Raw genomic sequence first — 19126 nt, 5'->3', positions numbered from 1 at the left:
CGGCCCGGTCGATTGCTACCCGGCGTTATCAGTTGGTCGCCTGCACCTTGCCGACGCTGAAAAACAGGGTTTCGCCGGAGGAGCCATCGACCCCGTCATTGTCGGTAACGGCATAGCCATTGCCGTCGGAATCGATGGTGAAACCTTCAAGCTTCTCGACGACATAGCCATTCGAAGCCTTCAGATCGTCCATGAAGTCGTGAGCAAGCACCTTGGTCACGACCGGGAGCTTCTCGCCGATCTTGGCCGGCTTCAGGCCGTCAAGCGCGATGCGATAGAGCCGCTTCACCGCAGCCTTCTGGCCGATCTGGTTGTCACGCTCGATGATGTAGAGCTGACCGTCATGGGCGGTGATCTCCGAGAGGCCGACCCAGCCATTTTCCGTCTTGTCGAGCGGATAAGAGACGGCGCTCCAGCTCTTGTCCTTGACGTTATAGGCAAGGAGCTTGACGAAACCCTTCTCGTCATCCTTCCACTCGCGCTGAATCGCCATCCACAGAACCGCATCATCGCCCTCACCAACGCGGGTTATGCCTTCAAGGCCAAAACGCGTCTGGTTCGGAAGCAGTTGTTCCGGAAGGGCTATTTCCTTCTTGATCTCGCCCTTGTCGTTCACGTTGAGGATCGCATGCGGGACGAGCTTTGCCTGGTCGCCTTCGTTGGCGAGCCAGAACCCACCCTGACCGTCCGTGGTGATGCCTTCGATATCGAGCTTCTGCGCCGCCTGTCCGCCGCGCTTGACAGTGAGCGCCTCGGTGATTTTCGCCGGCGTCTGTTTGGCATCGATGGTGAAGATCGAGGGGGCAGCGTAGTAGAACGAGTCGGAGACAGCGTAGAGCTTGCCGGGCTCTTTCAGATCGCCAACGAGGCCGGATAGAGCGCCCCAGCCGAGCGGCGTCCCGTCATCCTTCGTAGTCGAGACGATCTGCGGGTAATTTGGCTGCTGTTCCTTGAGTTCATAGATCATGACGTGTGAGCGCGCGCCGCCATCTTCGACGAGATCGCTCTCGTTGGCTGTAACCAGAAGATTGCGCGAGGGAATGGCCAGAACGCCTTCGGGTCCAATGCCTGAGGGAAGCAGCTGCACGAATTGCGGCTCCGCACCATTATCCTTGTAGACGCCGACGAGCGAAGCGCGCTCGCTGGCGACGAAAAGATAATTGGTGTCGCCGAACTTGCCCACTTCCGCGCCTTCGAGCTCGACGCCCTTCTTGTTACGCTTGTCCGGATAGTGTCCGGCTTCCGCCATCTTCCACTCGAGCGAGGGGCCGGATTCATAAAACAGCTTGCCGTCCTTGGCGAAGATGCTGAAGCTGCGGGAGCCGCCCTTGTAATCGCCTTCATTGGCCACGACGAAGCGGTCATTGTCGAGCCACTTGACGGTGTCGGGCTCGCGCAGCACGCCCTTCATGCTGCCGTCGAACTTGAGCGCGCCGTCATTCTTCACGTCGATTTTGTCGAGATCGACGGTGCCGGCGGAGAAATGGTTGACGATCTTGCCGGTTGTGGCATCGACGATGGCAATATGGTTGTTTTCCTGCAGCGTAACGGCGATCAAATTGTCCTTGTTGATCGACACGAACTCGGGTTCGGCATCCTCCGGTGCAATTTCGGAGAGCCCGGTCAGTTCAACGGTCTTCATGCCGGCGCAGTCCGCCGCGCCGTCCTTCAGCGCCAGAACCTTGAGATTTCCGGATGGCATCTGCGGCAGCGCGCCTTCGTTGATATCTTCGTCACGTTCGTTCTCGATGACGATGGCAGCGAAGGTCTGGTCCGGTGACATCGCAACCGAGTCCGGCTGGCCGCCGAGATCGCAGCTGGAGACGACCTTGCGTGAGGCGATATCGATGATATCGAGGCGGCCCGAGGGGTTGGCCTTGTCCTTGGACGTATTGACCGCGGCAAAGACCGAACCGCCGAGCGCCGCAACGGAAGTCGGTTCACCCTCTACCTTGATGATGCCGCCTGCCTGCGGCTTTGCCGGATCGGTGATATCGATGAAGCCGATCGAGCCGTAAGGGCTATCCGAATAGATCAATGTCTTGCCATCGCCGGAAACGGTGATGATCTCGGAAGACGTCGGCTTCGACTTGTCAGCATCCTTCGGCAGATTATCGGCTACGGCAAAGCTGGCGATCCGGTTGAAAATGGGGTCGGCAGACGCAGGCATGGCTACGGATGCAAGAAGTGCCGCGCCAAGCCCGAGATAGATCGTGTTCCTGTTGGACATTAGTAGACCTCCGATTGTGATTGCGGAGATCGATGGCGTAGATGCATTGCAGTGCGATGACACTTTGATGACAGTTCGATGAAACGGCTCGGGAGCGGATTCCTGCGGTTGAATCCGATTCTTGCTCATCGGTTAAAATGAAGGTATATAGCGCCTCGAATTCCCGGAAATTGTGGTTGAACCCACGTCCCGCGCCACCGGAGCGGACGAACGAGAGGATTATATCTATGGCCACCCAGCTTCTTATGCCAAAGGCAACGGCCGTCTGGCTTGTCGACAATACCGCTCTTTCTTTCGAACAGATCGCCGCTTTCTGCAAGTTGCATCCGCTCGAAGTGAAGGCGATCGCCGATGGCGAGTCCGCGCAGGGCATCAAGGGCCTGGACCCGCTGATCACCGGCCAGCTTTCGCGCGAGGAAATTGCGCGTGGCGAGGCCGACGTCAATCACAAGCTCAAGATTTCCGATCCGAAGGTCCGCGTTCCCGAGACCAAGCGCAAGGGCCCGCGCTATACGCCGCTTTCCAAGCGCCAGGATCGCCCAAATGCTATTCTCTGGCTCGTCCGCAATCATCCGGAGTTGAAGGACGCACAGATTTCTCGCCTCATCGGCACGACAAAATCGACGATCGAGCAAATTCGTAACCGTACCCACTGGAACTCCAACAACCTGCAGCCGATGGACCCGGTGACGCTCGGCCTTTGCTCGCAGATCGATCTCGACATCGAAGTCGAGCGCTCGTCGCGCGGCCGTCCCGCCCAGCCGGTCGAGAGCGGCGATACCTTGCTGCCGGCTTCGGCAACCGAGAACCTCGACGTACAACCGCAGGTTCGCGACGAGGATGAAGAACTCGACGCCGACAAGGTGTTCGCCAAGCTGTCGTCCCTCAAGGGCCGCAATCAGGACGAAGACGAGGAATAGACTCCTCCTCGTCGTTTGACGGTGACTTAAGGAAATAAAAAAAGCTCCGTCCGCGGAGCTTTTTTATTGTCGGGAAGATATTCTGACAGATTCAAACTAGCCCTAACCCAGTTCGCAGCATGATTGGGCTTTCAGGAAGCCTTCGCCCGCGTCTCCGGCGTCTCGCTGAGTTCGACCCGGCGATAGAAATCGGCAAGCGTCTTGCCGCGCTCCTGCCGGAAAATGCGATCGATCTTCTCGACCTTGGCAATGCGGTCGATGCGGAACGTGCGGAAGTCATTGCGCAATTCGCACCAGCTGATCAGCGTCCAGACCTTGCCCCAGAACCACAGCCCCAGCGGCCGGATGTCCCGCATGCTCTCCTTGCCTTCAAGGTCCGTATAGGTGATCGAAAGGACCCGGCATTGCTCGGCGGCGTTTTCCGCAAGATCGATCAGCGACCGATCGTTCTCGGTAATGCTCGTTCCGGAAGCATGGATATGCGTGTTGGCGATCCGGGGGCGTTCTTCCTTGGGCAGTACAGCACCGATCTTGATGATGGCTTCCTCGGCAGCGCGTGCCATGGAGGCCCCGCCCCAGGCGGTAATGAGCCGTGCACCGGCAACAAGCGCGACCACCTCGTCGCGCGTGAACATCAACGGCGGTAGGTCGAAACCTTCACGCAGGATATAACCGACGCCCGCCTCGCCATCGATCGGAACGCCGGTCGATTGCAGATCGGAAATATCGCGATAGATCGTGCGCTCGGACACCTCGAGCTTCTCGCCCAGCTGGCGCGCTGTCACGAGCCTGCCGCCACGCAGTTTCTGCACGATCTGGAATAGCCGGTCTGCCCTACGCATCGCTCAATCCTTCCCGCCGGCGCTGTTCGAGGACAAACGCCGAACCAAAGGAGAGCTTGGCAATTGTCGGCGTCTTGATGTTGACGACACGCCAGAACGGCGTGATTGCCTTGACATCGCCTGTTCGCTCATAGGCCTCATAGGCAGCTTCCGCCACCGTCCGCAGGTGAAACCCGGTGGTAATCGGACAGGTAACCTCCGCACCATGCGCCTTCGCCATCGCCCGGCGCATGGACTTCACATCCATCTCGGCGCCTTCGGGAAGACCGCGAATGAACTCATCGATCTCCAGCGCCGTCGGCACGAGCATGATCTCACCGGCTTTCATGCCGGCAATACTGATCGGCGCAGGCTTGACCTGGTGCCGGTCCTCGGAATTCAACTTTTCAGTCCACGTCTTCATATTACGCGTCCTCACTCGGCCAATGTCAGGCCGTCTGGTATTCCTGCGCGATGAAGCCACGTATCTCGGCCACCTGGCCAGCCTGCTCCGGCAACAGCGCTTCAAGGAAACTCGTGGCAAAGGTGCCCGGCGCCGCTCCGGACGCGCTGACGATATGACCGTCGCGCACCGCATGCGGCACATCCTGGTAGAACTCCGCACCTTTGTAATCGCCGATCTTTAACTGCAGCCATCCGGCGCCGTTACTGGTATGGCGTCGGCCTTCGAACAAGCCGGCGCGGGCGAGCGCCAGCGTCCCGCCGCAGATGGCCCCGACGATGGCGCCCCGCGACAAAGTCGCATTCAACAGGGGCGAAATGTCAGGAGCATCTTCCTCCGGCCACAGGTCTGAGCCGATGATGGCGAGACCATCGAGGTCGGCATTCTCATCCGGCGCAACACCCCGATCCGGAATGAGCTTAAGTCCACCGATCGAGCGGAGCGGACCTTGCGACGGCGACAGGGCGACGATGCGCCCGCCGAACCATTCAGTAGCGGAGCCGGAAAGCAGACCGAATTCCCAATCGGCAAACTTGTCTATGAATACCATTCCGATCAGCTTCTTCGGTTCCATGCCGTTACTCCCATTGCCGTCCTGGAAATCAATATTCTAGCCCGAAACGCCGGGATGTGCTTGTCTTTTTGGGCTGGAACGCTCTTGTCCAATCGATATGCCGCAGCGGAAGGTCGACGCCGGCACTGTCGGTGCCGACGTCTGCATTCCTCATTGCGCCACGACGTGCAAGACGCTCTGCATACGCATCCGGCCAGCCGATATCCTTGAGCACATGCTCGGGAAGCGAATTGAGATGGCGCTCCGTGCGCAGTTCCTCGCGATACGCTGCGAAGTCAGTCAACAGACGCCTTACTGTCTGAACAATGCCAAAATCTACGTAAGTCATAACCCTGTCTCCTTGTCATCACGGAGACACTATCGCACACCCCTCCTGACAACCTTCTGTCAGGAGGATGTCATGAGGACTTGAATCATTTTCGGCCTATACCGCGCGCCGCGAGCACCACGACGATCTCATCGAGAATCGCCGGGTCGTCGATCGTGGCCGGCATGTTCCAGGGCTCCTGATCGGCGATTTTTTGCATCGTCCCGCGCAAGATCTTGCCGGATCGCGTTTTCGGCAGCCGCTTGGCGGTGATGGCCACCTTGAACGCCGCTATGGGCCCGATCCTTTCGCGAATGAGCACCACGCAATCCTGTTCGATATCTGATTCAGCCCGCGTCACGCCGGATTTGAGGACGATGAAGCCGCATGGCACCTGACCTTTGAGATGATCGGCAATGCCGATCACCGCGCATTCGGCAACGTCCGGATGGCTTGAAAGCACTTCTTCCATCGCCCCCGTCGAAAGGCGGTGCCCGGCGACGTTGATGATGTCGTCGGTGCGGCTCATGATATAGACATAGCCCTCCTCGTCGACGATCCCGGCGTCGGCGGTTTTGTAATAGCCCGGAAACTCGCTGATATAGGCTTCGCAAAACCGCTTGTCTGCGTTCCACAGCGTGGGCAGGCATGAGGGCGGCAGCGGCAGCTTGACAACGATGTTGCCGAGGTCGCCGCGCTTGACGGGGTGGCCGGCATCGTCGAGGACCTGAATGTCATAGCCTGGCATCGGCACGGTGGGCGAGCCGTACTTGACCGGCAACATGCCGAGACCCGCCGGATTAGCCGCCATCGGCCAGCCGCTTTCCGTCTGCCACCAATGATCGATGACCGGCACCCCGAGCTTCTCCTCGGCCCATTTGATCGTGTCCGTATCGGCGCGTTCGCCCGCCAGAAACAGATATTTCAGGGAGGACAGATCATACCTGGCGATGAATTCGCCTTTCGGATCCTCCTTCTTGATGGCGCGGAATGCCGTTGGCGCGGTGAACAGCACCTTGACCTTGTGCTCGGATATGACCCGCCAGAATGCACCTGCATCCGGCGTACCAACGGGTTTGCCCTCATAGATGATGCTGGTGGCGCCGATGAACAGCGGCGCATAGGCGATATAGGAGTGACCGACAGCCCAGCCGATATCGGAGGCCGCCCAAAATACTTCGCCGGGCTTGGTGTCGTAGATCGCACCCATCGACCAGGCGAGCGCGACCAGATGCCCGCCATTGTCGCGCACGACGCCCTTGGGCTGGCCGGTCGTGCCCGATGTGTAGAGGATATACAGCGGATCGGTTGCCTCGACGACCGCACAGGGCACCCTGCGCCCGCGTGCGGCTGCCACCGCATCGGCATAATCAAAATCGCGACCCGCAACGAGTTCATGCGGTTGCTGCGGACGCACGAGGATAAGGCAGGTCCCGACCTTGTGCGCGGCCTGCTCGATGGCCTTGTCGAGCATAGGCTTGTAAGCCACCACACGCCCGGGTTCGAGGCCGCAGGACGTCGCTATGATCATGACCGGCTTGGCATCGTCGATGCGCGTCGCCAGTTCATGCGCTGCAAACCCGCCGAAAACAACGGAATGAACGGCGCCTATCCGGGCGCAGGCGAGCATTGCGACGATGGCTTCCGGTACCATGGCCATATAGATGATAACGCGGTCGCCCTTGCCCACGCGCTTGTCGATCAGAACGGCGGCGAGCGCATTGACCTCGTCAAGGAGCTCGGCATAGGTGATCCTGCGCTGCGTTCCGGTGACTGCGCTATCATAAATCAGTGCGGGCTGATCGGCCCTGCCCTGTTCCACATGGCGGTCGACGGCGTTATGGCAGGTATTGCACTGGGCCCCGGCATACCAGCGCCCGTAAGGGCCTTGCTCTGCGTCAAACACCTTATCCCAGGGCTTGAACCAGTCTATCGCCACGGCCGCATGAGCCCAGAAGGCCAGCGGATCGGTTTGCCACTCGCGATAAACGTCCTTGTATCGTGATGTCATGTATTTCCTCCCGAGTTTGGCAGCATCCGCAATGTGCGGGCCAGAGTCAAAGGTCGAATTGACAGTCTACGGTCAATCCCCCACAACTCCGCCACCGACCCGACCGCCTCCAACCGCCGGACACCATGCTCAAGATTCTGCCCTTTGCACTGATATTGATGATGGTGCTTCACATCATCAAGCCGCTCGGTTGGCCAGGCATGAAGAAGCGCGGAGATTTCTGGAAGATCGCCGCTGGCGCCATGCTGGCCATGTTTCTGGTGGTGGTGATCGGGCATGCGGGTTAAATCAGTTCCGCGTCCGAAGATTCAGGTCATATTCTGACCATCTTGAGCGTTTTGCCCGGATTCCCCTAAAGTAATTCCTGCCCGTTCTCGGTCTCGGCGCGGTTTAGAATGAACGGCACCAGATGCTTCGCCCAGGCGTCATAGCCTAGCGCCGAGGCATGGAAACCATCCGCAGCAAAACCCTCCGGCCCTTCGATGGGAAGCCGCGGCGCAGCGACGGCCATGCGCTCACGGCAAAGGCGTTCGCCGAGTTTGTTTATCGCATCGGCGCGCCCCTCGAGGATGCGGCCGAGCAGTTTCGGCATCGCCGGCACATCGCGAAAGTCGATTACCTTCGACCAGACGATGTGAGCCTCCGGCCACTTTGCCTTCAACGCATAGAGCAGACCGCCAAACTCCCGCTTGAAACGCGGCAGTGAGTGGAAATTCTTGGTATCGTTCGTTCCGGTTGTCAGAACGATATGGGTCCACATGCCGCGTTCGAGGTTGGGAACGACATGATCGCGCAACTGGCCCGAGGTTGCCGAGTTGAACCCTGCGGCACGCCAGATGATCTTGCGGCCCGTACGGCCCTGCAGATGCACGGCAAGCCTGACGCACAGCCCTTGCCACGGATCGTTTACACCGACGCCAGCCGAAGACGAATCGCCGATAACGAGCAATCGAATGGCCGGATCCTTGCCCGCAATCTCCCCAACAGGCAAACCTGCCGGCGGCGCCATGCGCTCCGTCCTGAGCCGCACGCCAATGCCCTGCCAGGCGTAGACCGGGTAGAGCAGCCAGCTGAGGAGGGGATGGAACGGCGATGTCATGCGCGGTTGAACACTCCACGAAAAAACCCGGACTGATACCAGCCCGGGTCAATCAGATACGCTTCTATAGATAAAAAACGCTTAAGCGGCCTTTTCGAGGTCCTTCTTCCAGCCGCCCATCGCAGCAAGACCGTTCATCTTGGCGCGGTGCGTAAAGGCACGCTGGCCGGCCGCGACATTCTCCGACTTGCCCTTCCAGGCGCTCAGCGCCGCAGCTTGCAGAGCGCGGCCATAGGAGAAGGTCAGCTTCCACGGCGTCGTGAAGTTCGCGTTCATGGCCGAAAGATGCGCAGTCGCTTCCTCGTCGCTCTGACCACCGGAAAGAAACGCGATGCCGGGCACGGCGGCAGGCACCGTCGCCTTGAGAACGCGCACGGTCTGTTCTGCGACTTCGTCCACTGAAGCCTTGCGGGCCTTCTGGCCATCGATGACCATGTTCGGCTTGAGGATCATGCCTTCGAGCTTGACGCGGGCATCGTAGAGTTCAGCGAAGACTGTCTTCAACACGAGCTCGGTTACCTCGTAGCAACGCTCGATCGAGTGCGTGCCGGGCTTGCCGTCCATCAGCACTTCCGGCTCGACGATCGGCACAATGCCGGCTTCCTGGCACAGCGCGGCATAGCGGGCGAGCGCTTGCGCATTCTGCTTGACGGCGCCCCATGTCGGTAATGTGTCGCTGATCGAAATGACCCCGCGCCATTTGGCAAAGCGTGCACCGAGGCCATAATATTCGGCAAGGCGCTCGCGCAGGCCGTCGAGGCCCTCGGTGATCGTTTCGCCCGGGTAGCCCGCAAGCGGTTTTGCGCCGGCATCGACCTTGATGCCAGGAATGCACCCATCGGCCTTCATGATGTCGACGAAGGGCGTGCCGTCCTTGGCGCTCTGGCGGATCGTCTCGTCGTAGAGAATGACGCCGGAAATATTGTTCCGCATCGCATCCTGCGAACGGAACAGCATCTCGCGATAGTCGCGCCGGCTATCGGCAGTCGATTCCAGGTCGATCGTGTCGAAACGTTTCTTGATCGTTGCGGTGCTCTCATCGGCAGCAAGAAGCCCCTTGCCGTCAGCAACCATTGCAATCGCGATATCTTCCAGGCGTTCGCTCATAGATTATTTTACTCCGTTTCCCATGCGTTGGCGCATATCAGAAGCCTAGGGGAAACAAAATGGCGATCCAAGCTATTGAAACGATTGAAATTTTTTCAACCGATTTAACAGCATAACATTTTCTTTTGTTCGTTAACTGGAAAATCGCTCAACGCCGGGTTGCGCCCAAACTGACCTGTGAAGTGACGGGGACAAAGCCGAGGATTTTGGCTTTGCCCGTCGCGACACCTTGCCCTCCCGACGAGGGGAGCAAGGCGTCGCTAATCTTATTTCTTCAAGACATCGACGCCTGGAAGCGGCTTGCCTTCCATCCATTCCAGGAAGGCGCCCCCAGCTGTCGAAACATAGCTGAAATCGTCGGCAACGCCCGCATGATTGAGCGCGGCGACCGTATCGCCGCCGCCGGCGACTGAGACAAGCTGGCCAGCCCGGGTACGTGCCGCGACATGCCGGGCTGCAGCGACAGTCGCCTGGTCGAAGGGGTGCAGTTCGAACGCGCCGAGCGGGCCGTTCCACACCAGCGTCTTTGCATCATCAATGGCGCCCTTGATGCGCTCGATCGATTGCGGACCGACGTCAAGGATCATCCCGTCCTCAGGGATGGCATCGAGCCCATAGGCACGGTGCGGGGCGTTCGCCTCAAAATGCCATGCCACCACCGCATCGACCGGCAGGATGATCGTGCAATTTGCGGCATTCGCCTTGGCCATGATTTCGCGCGCTGTCGCGGCCAGATCGTGTTCGCACAGCGACTTGCCGACCTTCACCCCCTGTGCGGCGAGGAAGGTATTGGCCATGCCGCCGCCGATGACGAGCGCATCGACCTTCTGCACAAGATTGCCGAGAAGGTCGAGCTTGGAAGAAACCTTGGCGCCGCCGACAATGGCGACGACAGGACGTTGCGGATTGCCGAGGCCCTTTTCGAGAGCCTTGAGTTCCGCCTCCATGGTGCGACCGGCATGGGCCGGCAGAACACGGGCTAGTCCTTCGGTCGAGGCGTGGGCGCGGTGCGCTGCCGAGAATGCGTCGTTGACGTAGATGTCGCCATTTGCCGCAAGCGCCTTGACGAAAGCGGCATCATTCTTTTCCTCGCCCTTGTGGAAGCGTGTGTTCTCCAGCAGCAATATATCGCCGTTGTTGAGCTTCGCCACTGCTTCCGCTGCCTTTTCGCCGATGCAATCCTCTGCGAACTGAACATTGCGGGCGATGACCTTGGAGACGGCGTTAGCGATGGGTTTCAGCGAGAATTCCGGCGTCGGACCATCCTTGGGCCGGCCGAAATGCGCGAGCAGGACTACCTTCGCGCCCTTGTCAGAAAGTTCGACAATGGTCGGGGCGACACGCTCGATACGCGTCGCGTCGGTGACGACGCCATCGGCGACAGGAACATTCAAATCCACGCGCACAAGGACGCGTTTTCCTGCAACGTCGGCGTCATCAAGCGTTTTGAAAGCTGGCATCGTCTTACCCTCTATGGACTATTTATCCGACCTTGAAGGCCAGAAAGATTGGTGGACCATCAAAAACAAAATGGCGGGTGTTGTCGACCCGCCATCCTGAAACCGTCAAAGCGTGACCAATCAGATCACCTTGCCGAATGCGACAGCGGTGTCGCCCATGCGGTTCGAGAAGCCCCATTCATTGTCGTACCAGGAAAGGATGCGCACGAAGGTGCCATCCATGACCTTGGTCTGGTCGGTGTGGAAGACCGAGGAATGCGGGTCGTGGTTGAAGTCGATCGAGACATTCGGCGAATCCGTATAGCCGAGAATGCCCTTCAGCTTGCCGTTGGCAGCGGTCTTGATCGCTTCGTTGATCTCCGCAACCGTGGTCGGGCGCTTAGCGATGAACTTGAAATCGACAACCGATACGTTCGGCGTCGGCACGCGGATTGCAGTGCCGTCGAGCCTGCCATTGAGTTCCGGCAGAACAAGGCCGACGGCCTTGGCGGCGCCGGTCGAGGTCGGGATCATCGACAAAGCTGCGGCACGGCCGCGATAGAGGTCCTTGTGCATGGTGTCGAGCGTCGGCTGGTCGCCCGTATAGCTGTGGATCGTGGTCATGAAGCCATGGTCGATACCCACCGCTTCGTTGAGCACATAGGCGACCGGCGCAAGGCAGTTCGTCGTGCAGGAGGCATTGGAAATGACCATATGCTCCTTGGTGAGCTTATGGTCGTTGACGCCGAAAACGACGGTCAGGTCCGCGCCTTCCGCCGGAGCCGAAACAATGACGCGCTTGGCGCCGGCCTCGAGATGCGCGGCCGCCTTGTCGCGGGCGGTGAAGATACCCGTGCATTCAAGCGCGATATCGACACCGAGTTCCTTCCACGGCAATTCGACCGGGTTGCGCACGGCGGCCACCTTGATGGGCCCACGGCCGACGTCGATCGTATCGCCGGAAACCGTGACGGTTCCGGGGAAGCGCCCGTGAACGGAATCATAGCGCATCAGATGGGCATTGGTTTCGACCGGACCGAGATCATTGATGGCAACGACCTCGATATCGGTGCGGCCGGATTCGACGATTGCCCGAAGAACATTGCGGCCGATGCGGCCAAAACCGTTGATTGCAACGCGAACTGTCATTTCTGTCTCTCCCTGAGGGTTAGGAGCCCTTGGTTGGATTATGCTGGAAATCGTCTGGTTATTTCAACTTGCCTTCGGCCGCTGCGACAATTGCGTCCGCGGTGATTCCGAAATGCTTGTAAAGCTCTTCGATCGGGCCGCTGGCGCCAAAACCGGTCATGCCGACGAAGATGCCGTCGAGACCGATGAAGCGATCCCATCCCATGCGGATTGCCGCTTCGACCGCGACCTTGACGGGCGCATCGCCGAGTACCTTCGCCTTGTAATCATCGCTCTGTTCCTCGAACAGTTCAAAGCACGGCACGGAAACGACCCGGGTCGGATGACCGTTGGCTTCAAGCTGGTCGCGGGCCGCGAGCGCGATCTCCACTTCGGAACCGGTTGCGAAAATGGTTACCTCGGCCTTGCCGCTTGCTGCGGCGAGTTCGTAGGCACCGTAGGCGCATTTGTTTTCATCGACATGTTCGGTACGCACCGTCGGCAGGTTCTGACGGGTGAGCGCCAGAGTCGAGGGGCGCTTGCGTGATTTCAGCGCGATCTCCCAGCATTCCGCGGTTTCAACGACGTCCGCCGGGCGGAAGACGTAGTTGTTGGGGATGGCGCGCAGGGCAGCGAGGTGCTCGACCGGCTGATGCGTCGGGCCGTCTTCGCCAAGGCCGATCGAGTCGTGCGTCATGACATAGATGACGCGGATACCCATCACGCAGGAAAGGCGCATCGCGCCGCGCGCGTAGTCGGAGAACGTGAGGAAAGTGCCGGAATAGGGAATAAGGCCGGCATGCAGCGCGATGCCATTCATCGCAGCCGCCATGCCGTGCTCGCGGATGCCGTAATGGACATAGCGCTGGCCGTAATCTTCCGGGGTGATGTTCTTCGTCTGCGTCGTCTTGGTATTGTTGGAACCGGTCAGATCGGCGGACCCGCCGATCGTTTCCGGAACAATGCCATTGATGACTTCAAGCGCCATCTCGGATGCCTTGCGCGTGGCAACCTTCGGCTTTTCTTCCGAAAGCTTTTTCTTGTAGGCGATGATTGCGGCCTCGAAGCCAGCAGGCAGGTCGCCCGCAACGCGCCGTTCGAATTCCGCGCGCATGCCGGCGTCAACGGAGGCGAGACGGTTGCTCCAGGAAGCATGCTCCTTCAAAGAACGCTGACCCGCAGCGCGCCATGCCTCCAGAATGTCCGCGGGCACGACGAAGGGCTCGGCGGTCCAGCCGAGCGCCTTTTTTGCACCGGCGAGCTCTTCCGCGCCGAGCGGCGAGCCATGCACCTTGTTGGTGCCGGCCTTTGTCGGCGCACCGAAGCCAATCGTCGTGCGGCAGGCGATCATCGTCGGCTTGTCGGACTTGTGCGCATCCTCGATGGCAGCGGCGATCGCCGCCTGGTCGTGACCGTCGACTTCGAGCGTATGCCAGCCCGACGCTTCAAAGCGCGCGCGCTGGTCGGTGTTGTCGGCAAGCGAAACGGGGCCATCAATGGAAATATTGTTGTGATCCCAGAAAACGATGAGCTTGTTGAGCTTCAGGTGACCGGCAAGTGCGATCGCCTCCTGGCTGATGCCTTCCATGAGGCAGCCGTCACCGGCGATGACATAGGTGTGGTGATTAACAAGATCATTGCCGAAATGCGCGTTCATGATGCGCTCGGAAAGCGCCATGCCAACCGAATTGCCAAGACCCTGGCCGAGCGGCCCGGTCGTCGTCTCGATGCCCGAGGCGTGACCATATTCCGGATGGCCGGCTGTGCGCGAGCCGAGCTGGCGGAAATTCTTGATCTCCTCGATCGTCATGTCCTCGTACCCGGTCAGGTAGAGAAGCGAATAGAGCAGCATCGAGCCGTGGCCCGCGGAGAGGACGAAACGGTCACGGTCCGGCCATTGCGGCGCTTTCGGATCGAACTTGAGGAACTTGGTGAAAAGGACGGTCGCAATGTCGGCTGCGCCCATGGGAAGGCCGGGATGGCCCGAATTGGCCTTTTCAACGGCCTCCGCCGACAGGAAGCGGATTGCATTGGCCATTTGGTTGGATTTTTCAGAATTGGTCATGGTTACCGTCTTTCGTGGAGGAAAGGAGATGCCGTTTCTGGAAGCCGGTCAGACAATATCCAAAAGGCACGCGACACATAGCAGGTGTCATCAGGGAGTCAACAAAACCAGCCCCAGACCGGGCATTATTGGCCGGTCCGATTGCCCCAAATCCGGTGATTTGTCACGGTTTGCGACAAAATTTGATCGCCGGTAATCCCGCGCGTCATTCGATTATCAGTGCATGACTTAATCATGACAGCGCGGATTGATTGACGCAACGTTCATGCAACCTCTAGACTCCAGTCCATAAGCTGTTCTTCTTTTTTGCGATTCGCGAAAAGGTCGACACATAAGGGGAAGCGAAAATGGCATCGGAGGCCACCCTCAAACAGGTCCTTGAACGATTGGGAAAAGCTTTGGCCGCGCTCGAGGATGCGGTGGACATGCGATTGGAGCACGAGGGCGATTTCGCCGAGGCCGAAGAAGAAGTCCAGCGCATGAACATGGACCGGCGCAAGCTCGCCCAGGAACTCGATGCTTCCGAAGGACGCGCGGAGCGTCTGGAGGCAGCAAACAAGGAAGTTTCGCGCCGTCTCGTCGCCGCGATGGAATCCATCCGCACCGTTCTGGACCGCTGAAGGGCTGAAGGGAGCTTACGCCATGGCCACTGTTACCGTAACGATCGATGGCAAGGCCTACCGCATGGCCTGCGACGAAGGCCAGGAACAGCACCTGACCGGCCTCGCCGAGCGTTTCGATCAATATGTCACTCACCTTAAATCCTCGTTTGGCGAGATCGGCGACCTGCGCCTCACGGTCATGGCCGGCATCATGGTAATGGACGAGTTCAACGAGTTGCAGATGCGGGTGAAGGGGCTCGACAACGAGGCCGAGGCCCTGCGCAAGAGCCGCGACGAGGCCCTGATGCGCGCCGACAAGAACGATGCGGCAATCACCGGCGTGCTTTCGGAAGTAACGAACCGCATCGAGACGCTGACGACCAAGCTTTCGCCCAAGCCAAACTAGCACATCGTTACGACAAAGGCACAGCCATCGGCGAGCCGGATAACCCGGTCTTCCGGGCGAATGACAGTTTTCCGATGGGTAATGGCGATGATGGTAACCTCGTCTTTCAAACGGCGCAGCCCTTGCATGATATCGGCCTCGGTGCCCTCGTCGAGGGCGGAACTCGCCTCGTCGAGCAGAAGCATCCTCGGATTGGCGTAGAGCGCACGGGCAATGGCGATACGCTGGCGCTCCCCGCCTGAGAGTTTCAAGCCGCGCTCCCCGACAACCGTCGCGAAACCTTCGGGAAGCTGTGCGATGAAATCGTCGATGGCAGCGTTGGCGGCCGCCTTGAGAAGCAGCTCGCGGTCGAGCGGCCGGCCGAGCACGATATTCGCCTCGATCGTGTCGTGCAGGAGCATGATTTCCTGCGACACGACGCCGATCGCCTTGAACCAGTCGGAGCGTGCAATGGTCTTGAGATCGATCCCGTCCGCCGTAATGCGCCCTGATTGCGGCTCCAGCGATTTCAGGGCCAGCTTGAACAGGGTCGATTTGCCCGCACCGGTTTCGCCGGTAATGAAGGTCACCCGTCCGCGTTCGACGCAAAAACTGATGTCTTTCAGTCCTTGGACTTACGGTGGCTGAAAGCGACCTTGTCGAAACACAAGGTTCCCTTGACCAGTGTGAAGACATCGTTTGCGCTGGGTTCAGGCTCTTCCGGCGCCATCCACATCCGTGCGAAGGGCAAGAACTCGGAATAGGATTTCACCAGATCGTCGATGGCATAGCCGATCATTTCGAACGGTTGATTGAGCTGCAACAACAGCATGTTGAACAATACGACATCGCCAACCGAGAGGTCGCCTGCCCGATAGCGCGGAAGCAGGATTGCGAAGGCGATTACCAGTTGAAGCGCCAGCGCCGTTCCATGGACGCAGGCGAAGCCAATTTCGATATTTACGTATTTTCGCCACTTCTCGCGAACCGTGCGCGCATTTTCCGCAAAGCGCTCTCCTACCCAGTTCGCGCTTCCGAAATAGCGCAGCGTTTCCATCGAATTGACGGAATTGCCGACAAAGCGCGCATTTTCCTGGCTCGTTTCAATGGCTACATCGAGATGCGGCCGTTCCCATTTGTTGGAAAAGTAGGTAGCGGCTATGAAGAACGCACCGTAGCCGAACACAATCGCGGCAATTTCCCAGTTGATCGTTGCGCCGAGCGTAACCATGGTCAGCGTAATGCGGATCAACCCCGGCAGGATTGCCAGGATCGCAAGCTGTATCACGCCGGCGAGCGCGTGTTGGCCGCTCGACTGGGCGCGTTGAATCTCCGCAGGATTATGATCGATGAAAAAAGCGACATGCTTTCGCAGCAGCCTTGCGAAAAAGCTCGTCCCGGCAATGAAATTGACGTTCTGCGCATTCATGAACGACAGGCTTTGAACCACGCGCTCCAGCGCCGTCTCTTGCAGGAGCGCGTCGGGGGCAACCCCTACCTTGGACTAAATGATTTCAGCCTTCGATCTCTTCGCGCAGCATTTCGAGTTCGAGCCATTCATGCTCATGCGCTTCGAGGCTATGCCGCTTCTTGGCGATATCGTCGACGGTCTTGTTGAAGAGACCGGCATTCTTTGCGAAAAGCTCCGGATCGGCGAGTTTCTTTTCGAGCGCGGCGATTTCCGCATGCAGCGTCTCGATCTTTGCCGGCAGCGTTTCGAGCGCGAATTTCTGCTTGTAGGAAAGCTTGCGCTTTTCCTCTCGCGCCGGCGCCGCCTTTCCTGGCTCACTCGTCGCGGCGGACGCCTTCGCGCCCTTTATTTCCTTGCGTGTCGCCAGCGCTTCCTTGCGCTGCGCCAGCATGTCCGTGTAGCCGCCGGCATACTCGAGCCAGCGTCCATTGCCCTCCGGCGCGATCACCGAGGTCACCGTACGGTCGAGAAAATCGCGATCGTGGCTGACAAGCAGCACGGTGCCCGGAAAGCCCGCGACCAGTTCCTGCAGCAGATCGAGCGTCTCCATGTCGAGATCGTTGGTCGGCTCGTCCAGAACAAGGAGATTTGCGGGTCGGGCAAGAACGCGCGCCAGCATCAGCCGCGCCCGCTCGCCGCCGGAAAGTTCGCGGATCGGCGTGCGCAATTGCTCCGGCTGGAATAGGAAGTCCTTCATGTAGGAAGCGACATGGCGTTGCTCGCCATTGACGATAACGTTCTCGCCGCGCCCGTCCGTCAGATAGTCGGATAGCGTCTGTTCGAGATTGAGGCTGTCGCGCCTCTGGTCGAGCACCGCGATTTCAAGATTGGTGCCAAGTTTCAGCGTGCCGCTGTCGGATGCGAGCTGGCCGGTGAGCATGGAGAGAAGCGTGGTCTTGCCGGCACCATTCGGCCCAACGAAACCGACGCAATCGCCGCGCTGGATCCGTGTCGAAAAATCATCGACCAGGACATTATCGCCGTAGGCCTTGGACAAATGCTCGGCTTCGATGACGAGCTTGCCCGATTCCCTTGCGTCGCTGGCCTTCAGGACAGCCGTTCCCTGCGCACGCCGGTGATTGCGGAATTCGCTGCGCATGGTCTGCAATTCGCCAAGGCGGCGCATGTTGCGCTTGCGCCGCGCGGTGACGCCATAACGCAGCCAATGTTCTTCACGCACGATCTGGCGCCCGAGCTTGTGAAGGTCGCGCTCCTCTTCTTCGAGGATCTTGTCGCGCCATTCCTCAAAACCGGCGAAACCCTGTTCGAGCCGTCTGGTAACGCCGCGATCGAGCCAGACGGTCGCACGGCTTACGTTTTCGAGAAAGCGCCGGTCATGCGAAATGACCACGAGCGCCGAGCGCATCTGGCGCAGTTCGCCTTCCAGCCATTCGATCGTCGTCAGGTCGAGATGGTTCGTCGGCTCGTCGAGAAGCAGGATATCCGGCTGCGGCGCGAGCACCTTGGCAAGCGCCGCCCTGCGCGCCTCGCCGCCCGAGAGATTGTCCGGCTTTTCTTCGCCGGTAAGCCCCAGATGTTCCAGCAGATAGCCGACGCGGTAGTGGTCGTCGGCGGGTCCGAGCCCGGCTTCCACATAGTCGTGGACATTTGCAAAGCCATCCATGTCCGGCGCCTGCGCGAGATAGCGAACAGTCACGCCCGGATGCTTGAACACTTCGCCATCGGTCGGCGCAATGAAGCCGGCCGCGATTTTTAACAGCGTCGATTTGCCCGAACCATTGCGACCGACCAGGGCAATGCGATCACCTTCGCTGACGGAGAGCGCAGCATCGATCAGGAGCGGCGTGCCGCCGAATGTCAGCGCAATCTGGTCGAGACGAAGCAGTGGTGGGGCCATGAAGAAATCAAATCCAGCGGTACAGGCAGACCGGGAGTGGCCGGGCGCATGGCCTTTTCGGCGAGAAACGTGCCTCTGTCAAATAAAACAGGCCGGAATTTTCCGGCCTGTCGTTGGACTGTGCGTTGAAAATCAGTATCCGCTGCCGCCATAGGCGCCGCCGCCATTGCCTTCGCAAGGCGCGGTATAGATCGAGCCGTCACGCCGCTGGTAGCGGCAGAGGTTCTGCGTCTGGCCTTGCGGCGTCGTCACGGTACCGATTGCGGCACCGAGCAAGGCACCGCCTGCTGCGCCAACCACCGTGCTCTTCGTGTCATGCCCCAGCGCCTGGCCGGCAATCGCGCCCAGGCCACCGCCAATCAGGGCGCCCGTCCCTCCACGTACGTTTTGCTCGCTCGTTGCGCAACCGGCAACAGAGACGGCCAGCAGCGCGGATACCGCAATCGCGGTCAGACGTAACTTCATGACAAATCCTTTCATGTCCAAAACAGATGCGGCGGACCCTGCTGTGCCAATAAGGCAGAAGAAAGTTTTCCGTCGCGCTTACCAACAAATTATGGCGGAGCCCCTCCGTCGACGTCCTTGGGCTCCTGCCCCGAGGATCGACTTTAGCCTTGATCGCTGGCCACGTAATAGTGGGTCCTTG

The 19126-nt window shown here is 59.5% G+C and carries 19 protein-coding genes; 4 read left to right on the top strand and 15 right to left on the bottom strand.

The window, feature by feature from the left end:
* Positions 1–28 precede the first annotated feature (28 nt).
* Positions 29–2230, bottom strand: a complete 2202-nt coding sequence (locus GF108_RS05225; RefSeq protein WP_153667100.1) for an esterase-like activity of phytase family protein — start codon at positions 2228–2230, stop codon at positions 29–31.
* Positions 2231–2457: 227 nt separating this feature from the next.
* Between GF108_RS05225 and GF108_RS05220 the strand changes: the two genes are divergently transcribed.
* Positions 2458–3150 carry a DUF1013 domain-containing protein gene (locus tag GF108_RS05220; RefSeq protein ID WP_027231179.1) on the top strand — a complete coding sequence of 231 codons (693 nt, stop codon included), beginning with the start codon at positions 2458–2460 and terminating at the stop codon, positions 3148–3150.
* Between the two features lie 131 nt (positions 3151–3281).
* Here the strand turns inward: GF108_RS05220 and GF108_RS05215 are convergent, their stop codons facing one another.
* From GF108_RS05215 to GF108_RS05195, 5 genes are all read right to left on the bottom strand, one after another.
* Positions 3282–3992, bottom strand: a complete 711-nt coding sequence (locus GF108_RS05215; RefSeq protein WP_153667099.1) for a YafY family protein — start codon at positions 3990–3992, stop codon at positions 3282–3284.
* Entirely contained in the window at positions 3985–4395 is a 411-nt protein-coding gene (locus GF108_RS05210; protein ID WP_153667098.1) for a hypothetical protein, read from the bottom strand. The genes GF108_RS05215 and GF108_RS05210 overlap by 8 nt, the downstream gene beginning before the upstream one ends.
* A 25-nt stretch (positions 4396–4420) precedes the next feature.
* Positions 4421–5008, bottom strand: coding sequence for a DJ-1/PfpI family protein (locus tag GF108_RS05205; protein WP_153667097.1), 588 nt, complete (start codon positions 5006–5008; stop codon positions 4421–4423).
* A 28-nt stretch (positions 5009–5036) separates the two neighbouring features.
* The gene (locus GF108_RS22355) at positions 5037–5336 is read right to left on the bottom strand and encodes a DUF1127 domain-containing protein (protein ID WP_153667096.1); all 300 of its coding nucleotides are present in this window, start codon (positions 5334–5336) and stop codon (positions 5037–5039) included.
* An 85-nt stretch (positions 5337–5421) separates the two neighbouring features.
* Complete coding sequence (locus tag GF108_RS05195) at positions 5422–7326, bottom strand: propionyl-CoA synthetase (protein ID WP_153667095.1); 1905 nt, start codon at positions 7324–7326, stop codon at positions 5422–5424.
* Positions 7327–7451: 125 nt separating this feature from the next.
* On the opposite strand from GF108_RS05195, the gene GF108_RS22165 reads away from it, so the two are divergent.
* Entirely contained in the window at positions 7452–7613 is a 162-nt protein-coding gene (locus GF108_RS22165) for a hypothetical protein (RefSeq protein WP_172982571.1), read from the top strand.
* 65 nt (positions 7614–7678) lie between these two features.
* Here the strand turns inward: GF108_RS22165 and GF108_RS05190 are convergent, their stop codons facing one another.
* The 5 genes from GF108_RS05190 to tkt form a co-directional block, all read right to left on the bottom strand.
* Entirely contained in the window at positions 7679–8425 is a 747-nt protein-coding gene (locus tag GF108_RS05190) for an SGNH/GDSL hydrolase family protein (protein ID WP_153667094.1), read from the bottom strand.
* 81 nt (positions 8426–8506) lie between these two features.
* The gene (locus GF108_RS05185) at positions 8507–9532 is read right to left on the bottom strand and encodes a class I fructose-bisphosphate aldolase (RefSeq protein WP_027231173.1); all 1026 of its coding nucleotides are present in this window, start codon (positions 9530–9532) and stop codon (positions 8507–8509) included.
* 266 nt (positions 9533–9798) lie between these two features.
* Positions 9799–10992, bottom strand: coding sequence for a phosphoglycerate kinase (pgk, locus tag GF108_RS05180; RefSeq protein WP_153667093.1), 1194 nt, complete (start codon positions 10990–10992; stop codon positions 9799–9801).
* A 120-nt stretch (positions 10993–11112) separates the two neighbouring features.
* Positions 11113–12120: a type I glyceraldehyde-3-phosphate dehydrogenase gene (gap, locus tag GF108_RS05175; RefSeq protein WP_091921029.1), complete on the bottom strand. Its 1008-nt coding sequence runs from the start codon at positions 12118–12120 to the stop codon at positions 11113–11115.
* 58 nt (positions 12121–12178) lie between these two features.
* Entirely contained in the window at positions 12179–14164 is a 1986-nt protein-coding gene (gene tkt, locus GF108_RS05170) for a transketolase (protein ID WP_153667092.1), read from the bottom strand.
* Between the two features lie 347 nt (positions 14165–14511).
* Between tkt and GF108_RS05165 the strand changes: the two genes are divergently transcribed.
* Both GF108_RS05165 and GF108_RS05160 read left to right on the top strand, forming a co-directional pair.
* Entirely contained in the window at positions 14512–14784 is a 273-nt protein-coding gene (locus tag GF108_RS05165) for a DUF4164 domain-containing protein (RefSeq protein WP_027231169.1), read from the top strand.
* A gap of 22 nt (positions 14785–14806) precedes the next feature.
* Positions 14807–15172 (top strand): cell division protein ZapA, encoded by a 366-nt coding sequence (locus GF108_RS05160; protein ID WP_027231168.1) that lies wholly within the window; start codon positions 14807–14809, stop codon positions 15170–15172.
* On the opposite strand, the gene GF108_RS22350 is transcribed toward GF108_RS05160, so the two are convergent.
* The 4 genes from GF108_RS22350 to GF108_RS05145 all read right to left on the bottom strand — a co-directional run bounded on the left by GF108_RS22350 (position 15169) and on the right by GF108_RS05145 (position 18945).
* Positions 15169–15741 carry an ATP-binding cassette domain-containing protein gene (locus GF108_RS22350; protein ID WP_370462080.1) on the bottom strand — a complete coding sequence of 191 codons (573 nt, stop codon included), beginning with the start codon at positions 15739–15741 and terminating at the stop codon, positions 15169–15171. The genes GF108_RS05160 and GF108_RS22350 overlap by 4 nt on opposite strands.
* Positions 15742–15773: 32 nt before the next feature.
* Complete coding sequence (locus tag GF108_RS22345; RefSeq protein ID WP_370462079.1) at positions 15774–16601, bottom strand: ABC transporter transmembrane domain-containing protein; 828 nt, start codon at positions 16599–16601, stop codon at positions 15774–15776.
* 64 nt (positions 16602–16665) lie between these two features.
* The gene (locus GF108_RS05150; protein ID WP_153667091.1) at positions 16666–18480 is read right to left on the bottom strand and encodes an ABC-F family ATP-binding cassette domain-containing protein; all 1815 of its coding nucleotides are present in this window, start codon (positions 18478–18480) and stop codon (positions 16666–16668) included.
* A gap of 132 nt (positions 18481–18612) precedes the next feature.
* Positions 18613–18945: a glycine zipper 2TM domain-containing protein gene (locus GF108_RS05145; RefSeq protein WP_091921023.1), complete on the bottom strand. Its 333-nt coding sequence runs from the start codon at positions 18943–18945 to the stop codon at positions 18613–18615.
* Between the last annotated feature and the right edge of the window lie 181 nt (positions 18946–19126).

Origin of the sequence: Phyllobacterium sp. SYP-B3895 (assembly GCF_009647635.1) — a bacterium.
Lineage (GTDB): Bacteria > Pseudomonadota > Alphaproteobacteria > Rhizobiales > Rhizobiaceae > Phyllobacterium > Phyllobacterium pellucidum.
This window is presented reverse-complemented; position numbering and strand designations above follow the sequence as displayed.